Annotated in this window: 1 protein-coding gene; it reads left to right on the forward strand. The window is 38.8% G+C overall.

Going from position 1 to position 920, the window contains the following annotated elements; translation table 11 throughout:
• Positions 1 to 103: 103 nt before the first annotated feature.
• Positions 104 to 920, forward strand: an 817-nt coding sequence (nrdD, locus tag ACRCJ0_RS15885) for an anaerobic ribonucleoside-triphosphate reductase (RefSeq protein WP_431391146.1), incomplete at its 3' end; no start/stop codon positions are given.

Raw genomic sequence — 920 nt, forward strand, 5'->3', positions numbered from 1 at the left:
ATTACCCTTGTATGGAACACTATATATGATAAAATATTTTGATAAAGACACTATATGTTGTGTCTAAACTTATTTTTCATGTTATAGTAAGGAGGCACTATTCATGGCACAATCAGTTCAAGAAATATTACACCAAGATAGCTTTGACCAAGTAAAAGTACACAAACGTGATGGTCGAACGGTCGCTTTTGATGTCGACAAATTACAACGATCCATTATAATAGCAAGTCAAAGTGAACAAGCTGATATCAACCTAATATTGCACCAAATATTAGCAAATTTAGCCGATATTCAAAAAGCAAACCCTAATGACGCCATAGAGGTGACCACTATTCATCACCAGTTAGTGCAGGTTTTACAAGACCAAAATTTCAACCATATAGCAGAGGCCTATCTAGCAAACAGACAAGCGACTGAAGAAAGGTTTGCCAATGCAACTAACATCCAGACTCGTATGCAAGGGCTTATCAATAAAGCACAGGATGTGGTGAACGAAAATGCCAATAAGGATAGTAAGGTCTTTAATACCCAACGCGACTTAACAGCAGGTATCGTGTCGAAAGCTATCGGCCTTAAAATGCTACCCAAACATGTCGCTAATGCGCACTTAAAAGGGGATATCCATATCCATGACTTGGACTATAATCCGTACGCACCAATGACAAACTGTTCATTGATTGACCTAGAAAATATGTTTAGTAATGGCTTTAAGATTGGTAACGCCGAAGTGGCATCACCAAAATCCATTCAAACAGCAGCCGCTCAAACGGCTCAAATTATTGCCAATGTTGCATCTAGTCAATACGGTGGTACGACTGTTGACCGCATAGACGAAGTCTTAGCGCCTTATGCAGAAATGAATTACAAAAAGAATCTCGCTATTGCTAGAGAATGGATCGATGGTACCAAAAAACAAGAGA

The organism is Aerococcus sp. L_32, from assembly GCF_050689315.1.